We start from the raw sequence: 7,507 nt of genomic DNA on the forward strand, positions 1-7,507 counted from the left end.
CACCAGTTMGTCAGTTGTACGGAAGTAGAACTGTGGACGGTAGCCTTTGAAGAATGGAGTGTGACGACCACCTTCATCTTTAGAAAGTACGTATACTTCTGACTCGAACTTAGTGTGTGGGTTGATTGACTTAGGAGCTGCTAGTACTTGACCACGCTCTACTTCGTCACGTTTAGTACCACGTAGAAGTGCACCAACGTTCTCACCCGCACGACCTTCGTCTAGAAGCTTACGGAACATCTCAACACCAGTACAAGTAGTAGTTGTAGTTTCTTTGATACCTACGATTTCTACTTCGTCACCTACAGTTAGGATACCGCGCTCGATACGACCAGTAACTACTGTACCACGACCTTGGATTGAGAATACGTCTTCGATAGGCATTAGGAATGGCTGATCGATTGCACGCTCTGGCTCTGGGATGTATGAATCTAGCGCTTCTGCTAGTTCAACAATCTTAGCTTCCCACTGCTCTTCGCCGTTTAGTGCGCCTAGTGCAGAACCTTGGATAACTGGTAGGTCATCACCTGGGAAGTCGTACTCAGATAGAAGTTCACGAACTTCCATTTCTACTAGTTCTAGTAGCTCTTCATCGTCAACCATGTCACATTTGTTCATGAATACGATGATGTAAGGGATACCAACCTGACGGCCTAGTAGGATGTGCTCACGAGTTTGTGGCATTGGACCATCAGTAGCAGCAACTACAAGAATACCACCGTCCATCTGTGCAGCACCAGTGATCATGTTCTTAACGTAGTCCGCGTGTCCTGGACAGTCAACGTGCGCGTAGTGGCGAGTTGGAGTATCGTACTCTACGTGAGAAGTAGCGATTGTGATACCGCGCTCACGCTCTTCTGGAGCGTTATCGATAGATGCGAAGTCACGAGCAGCACCGCCGTATACTTTAGCAAGTGTTGTACAGATAGCTGCAGTTAGAGTTGTTTTACCGTGGTCAACGTGGCCGATAGTACCAACGTTTACGTGCGGTTTTACACGTTCAAATTTTTCTTTAGACATGAGTAGTCCCTCTAGGTACGGATTTAGGTGGCCCGAATTGACCACGCAACCAAAAAAGATTATTGGTAAATCTTATATCAAAAGGAGATAACTTTGAGAGCTGGTGCTGATAGGCAGACTCGAACTGCCGACCTCATCCTTACCAAGGATGCGCTCTACCACCTGAGCTATATCAGCACTCAAATTAGAGTGGAGCGGGCAGCGGGAATCGAACCCGCATCATCAGCTTGGAAGGCTGAGGTAATAGCCATTATACGATGCCCGCAACACGTAACTCTGAGAGCTATTTCCTAAAGAATATGGTGGAGGGGGACGGATTCGAACCATCGAAGGCAGTGCCGGCAGATTTACAGTCTGCTCCCTTTGGCCACTCGGGAACCCCTCCAAATTTTAAAGCCATTCTAACTACTAAAGGAAAGAATGGTGCCGACTACCGGAATCGAACTGGTGACCTACTGATTACAAGTCAGTTGCTCTACCTACTGAGCTAAGTCGGCATAAGTGGTGCGCATTCTATTGAATGATTTTCTAGGTTGCAATAGCTATTTTAAAAAAAAACGTAATTTTCTTCTTTTTAGATTTGTTTGCTGCAAAATCATACAAACCTCGCTTTTTAAAGCAAACTTTCGAGCTTTGTCGTTTGCTTTGCCCAGAGCTTGTTGTATGTTCTTGCTCTCGATGAAACCAAGGATAAAAGAGATCCATGAGTCCATTTTTGTCATTCGATCGTGCAGAGTGGGCAGAATTACGTAATTCTGTTCCGATGACACTCTCTGCAGACGATCTAGCTGCGCTTCAAGGCATTAATGAAAACCTCACTATGGAGGAAGCGGTAGAGATCTACCTTCCCTTGTCTCGCCTGTTGAACTTATATGTTCAAGCTCGCCAAAGTCGCAATACAGTACTACAACAGTTTCTTAATACCGAAGAACATGCTCCGCCATTTGTTATTGGTATTGCGGGCAGTGTGGCTGTGGGCAAAAGCACTACAGCTCGACTACTCAGAGCACTACTGTCTCGTTGGGATAACCACCCAAAGGTTGCGCTGGTGACAACCGACGGTTTCTTGTATCCAAAGAAAGTTCTGGAAGAGAAAGGAATCATGCACCGTAAAGGTTTTCCAGAGTCTTACGATATTAAACGCTTGGTGGAGTTCGTTTCTGATGTCAAAGCTGGTCAACCAAACTTAGAAGTACCAGTCTATTCACATATCACCTATGACATTACTGATGAGCGGAAAAAAGTCGATCGTCCAGACGTATTGATTATTGAGGGGTTAAACGTCTTACAAAGTGGGATGGATTACCCGCATGACCCTCATCGTGTGTTTGTTTCTGATTTTCTAGACTTCTCAATCTATGTTGATGCTGAAACAGAGACCATCGAACAATGGTATATCGAACGCTTCTTGAAGTTTAGAGGCGGGGCATTTACCAAGCCCGGTTCTTACTTTAGTCATTACACTCAGCTCACTGAAGATGAAGCGAAGAACAAAGCAAAGGACATTTGGCAAAGCATTAATGGACTCAACTTGGAACATAATATACTTCCGACTCGAGAGAGAGCCCATTTAATCCTGCATAAAGGCCCAAGCCATTTGGTTGATAAGGTATCGTTGCGGAAATAGTGCCTACCTATACGCACTAATCACTTTTCCTTAGGGAGATCTCACCACCAATGTAGGTCTCCAAACCATTATCAGTTTCTAATACAACCCCGCCCTGCTGATCGATTCCTTTTACAACACCATGAACCTCTCTAGGCCCCATTAGTAGCTTGACTGGACGACCAATAAAGTTATCTAAACGATTCCACCGCTCAACAAACCCAGCCAGCCCAGTCATTTCATATTCTTCTAACGTGGTCTTCCAATGCTCTATTAAGTTGATCGCAAGCTGAGTTCGGTCAATCGCAATACCGTCACTGACTTGATTGAGTGTTGTCCAGGGCTGATCGATGTCTGGTTGCAAGTCTGGCATACCGATATTCAGTCCCATACCAATAACTAAATGTGCAGCACCACCGGCTTGACCAGACATTTCCACCAAAATACCAGCCAACTTTTTATCTTGATAATAAATGTCGTTCGGCCACTTCAGCTTCACGCCTTGAATGCCCATGCTTTCTATAGCTTCCACCGCGGCAATGCCAACGACCAAACTTAAGCCCATCGCGGCGGCCATACCAGCATCTAGCCTCCAGTACATGGATAAGTAGAGGTTAGTTCCAAAAGGGGAAACCCATTGGCGCCCCCGCCTACCTCTGCCTTTAGCTTGGTACTCAGCAAGACACACGCGCCCTTTCTCCGACTCACTGACTCTTTCAAGCAAATACTGATTGGTCGAATCAATGACAGAAATCAGCTCAATTTGGCTACTAAGTTTCGCTTGGAGTTTAACCTCGTCTAATAACTGCAAAGGATGTGCGAGTTGATAGCCTCGCCCCTGAATGCGATAAATATCAACCCCCCCCAGTCATTTAGGCCTTTGATATGTTTAGCGATAGCTGCACGAGAAATTCCAAGCTCCTGACCGAGCGCTTCACCGGAATGAAAGTCGCCATCACTTAATGCCTTTAGAATATGCAGCTTTGCGGAGTGCTCCTTTCTCATTGCGCAGCCTCTATATCAGCGAGATTAGTTTCCCCTGTTCGATTCATAAATCGAACTTCATGTTCTAACTCTATCTGGTATTTATCCCACACGGTCTTCTTAACCAGAGAAGCAAGCTCAACCACATCATCAGCACTACAATTATTAACATTAGTGAGCACTAAAGCTTGTAGAGGGTTCACCTGAGCACCTTTAACCGATGCGCCTTTAAGTCCGCATTGATCAATTAACCAGCCTGCTGCAACCTTCATTCCGTTTTGTGTTGGGTAAGCCACCATATTGCTATGCTGCTGAATAAGGAGATCATAATGATCTTGGCTGATCACTGGATTTTTGAAGAAACTACCCGCATTGCCGACTTTGGCTGGATCAGGCAGCTTTTCCATTCGTACCTGACAGACACGCTCAAAGATAGAAAGCGGACTCAACTCTTCTTCAGGAATACTCTGCAAAGGGCCATATTGATTAATCGCCTGCCATTGCTTCGGCAGCTTAAGACCAACCGCAGTGATAAAACACTTCTCATACAGCTCATGCTTAAAAATAGAATCACGATAACCAAACTGACACTCTTCGGCACTCATACGCTTAATCTCGAAGCTGTCGAGATCTAGGATATCGACATATTCGCAGATGTCCTGCAGCTCTAGACCATACGCCCCAATATTCTGGATCGGCGCCGAACCAGCACAACCAGGGATAAGAGCCAGATTTTCAACCCCTCCCATGCCTTGCTCTACACACCACTTAACCAGATCCGGCCAATCCTCACCGCCGGCGATATGCAGTAAATAATGCTCATCTTCTTCGGTAATGGTTTTGCCCATTAAGCGGTTGATGATAACCATACCTTCATAAGGTTGAGTAAAAAGCATATTACTACCTTTACCCAAAAACAGCTTTGGTACGTCTTGGTAAGCTTTATCTTGGAACAACTGAATTACGTCGTCGACAGATTCAGCAACCGTCAAATACGCACAGGTTTGTTCTATACCAAATGTGTGGAAAGCCTTAAGGCTCGCGTGTTTCTTAATTTCCATAGTGGATTTGCAACGCCTGATGAGATTCTCTTAAACTGTAAGCATTCTACCTTAGTTATCTTTTAGCCGCAGTGACAATACCAGACTCATTAATCATAGAAGTGTTAAATCCCATCAAACTTCCTCTCATCAAGAGGTTGTACAAAACGCATTACCCTGCTGGCAAGGCCAAACGAGATGAGCTGATCATTACCGCCAGTATGGAAAATTGCATTATTGCTCTCCTGAGAATGAAAACCGTAGAAAAGTCACGACTGCTCACGGGGATGTTAGTGATTCCAGAGTTCCGTGGAAGTGGCATAGGAGATGCTTTGCTTTCTCATTGCAAAAACACAGTTTTCACTAGTGGTGACTACTGCTTCGCTTTTAGGCATTTAGAGAATTATTACGCTCGACATGGATTTGCTACCATTGATAGTTCTGCACTACCAAACTCATTAAAAATGGCTTATCTACGCTATGTAGACAGTGGTAAAGATCTCATTCCAATGCAATTCAGCAATTCTGACGCTCTAAAGAGCGGGGTTTTGTAGCCAGATAATTCATATCTTTGGTAAAATATCAGGTTCGCAATATTGCACTAAATTAAGGTACACACACCGATATGATTGTTAGTAGGAATCCATTCGAGCAGTTGCCAAGTCTTGCGGTAAAGCCAGAAGACTTCGAAGTTCTGCATGCTGCAGAAACTTTTAGAACACGTCTTCTTGAAGCAATTAGCAAAGCAACATCACGAATCTACCTAGTTGCTTTGTATCTGGAAGATGATGAAGCAGGGAGAGAAATTCTGACTGCTCTTTATGAAGCCAAACAGCGCAACCCAGGACTCGACATTAACATCTGTGTAGACTGGCACCGTGCACAACGTGGCTTAATTGGTGCAGAAAGCTCTGAGGGCAATTCTGCTCTTTATAAGGCTTATGCAAAGAAATACCAGCACGCGATTCCTGTTTATGGAATTCCTGTCCGCGGGCGAGAAGTGTTTGGTGTTCTTCACCTTAAAGGTTTTATTATTGATGATACCGTCATCTATAGTGGCGCTAGCCTAAATAACGTATACCTGCAATATAATGGCCGATACCGTTTCGATCGATATCATGTTATTCAGCATAAACCACTTGCAGATAGTATGGTTAATTTTGTGCAGAGTGAGATGATTGCTCATCCCGCTGTAAATGATTTAGCAGATCGAGATAAGCCAGAGACTAAGGACATCAAAGCAGCCATTCGCCAGCTGCGCTCATCTTTATCACGAGCTGATTATAACTTTCAAAGTGAATCGGCTTCAGAAGAAGAAGTGAAAGTGACCCCTCTCGTCGGTTTAGGAAAACGTCGCAATAGCTTAAACCAAAGAATTGTGCAGCTATTAGCAGCCGCTCAAAATGAAATCTTCATCTGTACTCCATACTTCAATTTCCCTAAAGCTCTAAACAGAGAAGTAAAACGTGCGTTAAAGCGCGGAGTGAAAGTAACTATTGTCGTTGGCGATAAAACCGCAAATGACTTTTACATTTCCCCAGAAGAAGAGTTTAAAACAATTGGCGGCCTGCCATACCTATATGAGCTCAATCTACGTCGCTTTGCAAAGTCGCACGAAGCTAGCATTGCCGCTCGAAAACTCTCAATCCACCTATGGAAGCACGATAACAATAGCTTCCACTTAAAAGGCATTTGGGTTGATAAGCGCTATATGTTACTAACAGGCAACAACCTAAACCCGAGAGCGTGGTCTTTGGATTTAGAGAACGGTCTTCTAGTTCAAGATAATTTTGCTAAGATGACGGAAAAGTTCGAGAACGAAGTGGCAAAAATATTAGAGCACACCCAGCTGATTTGTACTTATAAGCAACTTGAAAAAGTTGAAGACTATCCTGAAGCAGTGCAGAAACTTGTTCGCAAAATCACTCGTATAAAGGCAGATGGCGTACTAAAACGTATCCTATAAAAATCTTCAGCCCAACGTGAGTTGGGCTTTTTCTCTTCTGTCTATCCTCATAAATTTCTTCAGTAGAAGTCCTCGATAAATATGTTCTAGTCGAAGCGCTCAACTAATAGTGAAACATCACTATTAACAATAGCCCTGATAATACAATTGCCACACTCCCTCAAGTAAAGATCTATCGAACCGCCTAGCGTGCTTCAATGAACCACTCAAATGCAGTATTTACGAATCTACAGAGAGTAAACCGAAGGAGTGTAATTCAACAGAGACTAGTATTTCTTGAAGAAAGGCTTAAAGACTACGATCAAATCTTTGGTGTGGTCTTGTTACTTGTCTGAATAAGTGGCGAGTTAGCGGAGATGCCTAGTCCGGGGTTGCTGGCAACCGGGACTCGTTCCCTGAAAGGGAAATTATTATGCTCTAAAACGACAAAACCCAGTCCGAAGACTGGGTTTCTAAATAAGTGGTGGAGCGGCGGGGCTCGTTGGTCGTAGACCAAAATAATAGCACAAACGAAAAAGCCCTAGCATTTCTGCTAGGGCTTTGTCTGAATAAGTGGCGGAGCGGACGGGACTCGAACCCGCGACCCCCGGCGTGACAGGCCGGTATTCTAACCAACTGAACTACCGCTCCGCACTGGTTAGACATTTAAGTCTAAGTTTTTGTCTTCACTTTTCATAAAAAGTGAAAATAAAATAACAAGCCTGGCGATGTCCTACTCTCACATGGGGAAGCCCCACACTACCATCGGCGCTAATTCGTTTCACTTCTGAGTTCGGAATGGAAATCAGGTGGGTCCAAATCGCTATGGTCGCCAAGCAAATTCTTTAATTCGGAAAGCTGTTTYTCATTCTTATACACATTCAATGTTCTTACATTGAGTCCATCAAACCC

At 44.3% G+C, this 7,507-nt stretch carries 5 protein-coding genes, 5 tRNA genes, 1 rRNA gene and 1 pseudogene; 3 read left to right on the forward strand and 9 right to left on the reverse strand.

All coding sequences use genetic code 11. The features are described 5' to 3' along the window. The 5 genes from tuf to B853_RS14430 form a co-directional block, all read right to left on the reverse strand. A partial coding sequence (gene tuf / locus B853_RS14410) for an elongation factor Tu (RefSeq protein ID WP_128826898.1) occupies nt 1-1,020 on the reverse strand: 1,020 nt, incomplete at its 3' end. Nucleotides 1,021-1,121: 101 nt separating this feature from the next. After that, nucleotides 1,122-1,197 (reverse strand) — tRNA-Thr (locus tag B853_RS14415). A 13-nt stretch (nt 1,198-1,210) separates the two neighbouring features. Beyond that, nucleotides 1,211-1,285, reverse strand: a tRNA-Gly gene (locus tag B853_RS14420). A gap of 35 nt (nt 1,286-1,320) precedes the next feature. Beyond that, nucleotides 1,321-1,405 (reverse strand) — tRNA-Tyr (locus B853_RS14425). 36 nt (nt 1,406-1,441) lie between these two features. Continuing rightward, nucleotides 1,442-1,517 (reverse strand) — tRNA-Thr (locus B853_RS14430). 206 nt (nt 1,518-1,723) lie between these two features. Between B853_RS14430 and coaA the strand changes: the two genes are divergently transcribed. Beyond that, a complete protein-coding gene (gene coaA, locus B853_RS14435; protein WP_038887814.1) occupies nt 1,724-2,647 on the forward strand; it encodes a type I pantothenate kinase in 924 nt (307 codons plus the stop codon). Between the two features lie 16 nt (nt 2,648-2,663). Here the strand turns inward: coaA and birA are convergent. Together birA and murB are read right to left on the reverse strand one after the other, a co-directional pair. Next, nucleotides 2,664-3,631, reverse strand: a pseudogene (gene birA / locus B853_RS14440) (bifunctional biotin--[acetyl-CoA-carboxylase] ligase/biotin operon repressor BirA). Next, nucleotides 3,628-4,671, reverse strand: coding sequence for a UDP-N-acetylmuramate dehydrogenase (murB, locus tag B853_RS14445; RefSeq protein ID WP_010444435.1), 1,044 nt, complete (start codon nt 4,669-4,671; stop codon nt 3,628-3,630). The pseudogene birA and the gene murB overlap by 4 nt, the downstream one beginning before the upstream one ends. A 101-nt stretch (nt 4,672-4,772) precedes the next feature. Here murB and B853_RS14450 point away from each other — a divergent pair, with 101 nt between their 5' ends. Continuing rightward, complete coding sequence (locus tag B853_RS14450; protein WP_038887812.1) at nt 4,773-5,204, forward strand: GNAT family N-acetyltransferase; 432 nt, start codon at nt 4,773-4,775, stop codon at nt 5,202-5,204. Nucleotides 5,205-5,275: 71 nt separating this feature from the next. Continuing rightward, on the forward strand, nt 5,276-6,616 hold the full coding sequence (pssA, locus tag B853_RS14455; protein WP_010444438.1) for a CDP-diacylglycerol--serine O-phosphatidyltransferase: 1,341 nt from the start codon (nt 5,276-5,278) through the stop codon (nt 6,614-6,616). A 553-nt stretch (nt 6,617-7,169) separates the two neighbouring features. Here the strand turns inward: pssA and B853_RS14460 are convergent. Together B853_RS14460 and rrf are read right to left on the reverse strand one after the other, a co-directional pair. Continuing rightward, nucleotides 7,170-7,246 (reverse strand) — tRNA-Asp (locus tag B853_RS14460). A gap of 69 nt (nt 7,247-7,315) precedes the next feature. Continuing rightward, nucleotides 7,316-7,432 (reverse strand): 5S ribosomal RNA (rrf, locus tag B853_RS14465). Between the last annotated feature and the right edge of the window lie 75 nt (nt 7,433-7,507).

Origin of the sequence: Vibrio rotiferianus CAIM 577 = LMG 21460 (assembly GCF_002741985.1) — a bacterium.
GTDB lineage: Bacteria > Pseudomonadota > Gammaproteobacteria > Enterobacterales > Vibrionaceae > Vibrio > Vibrio rotiferianus.

What these genes read in the sequence shown, in the direction of transcription:
- coaA (WP_038887814.1), top strand. Translation starts at nt 1,724, where the DNA reads ATGAGTCCATTTTTGTCATTCGATCGTGCAGAGTGGGCAGAATTACGT.
- murB (WP_010444435.1), bottom strand. Translation starts at nt 4,671, where the DNA reads ATGGAAATTAAGAAACACGCGAGCCTTAAGGCTTTCCACACATTTGGT.
- pssA (WP_010444438.1), top strand. Translation starts at nt 5,276, where the DNA reads ATGATTGTTAGTAGGAATCCATTCGAGCAGTTGCCAAGTCTTGCGGTA.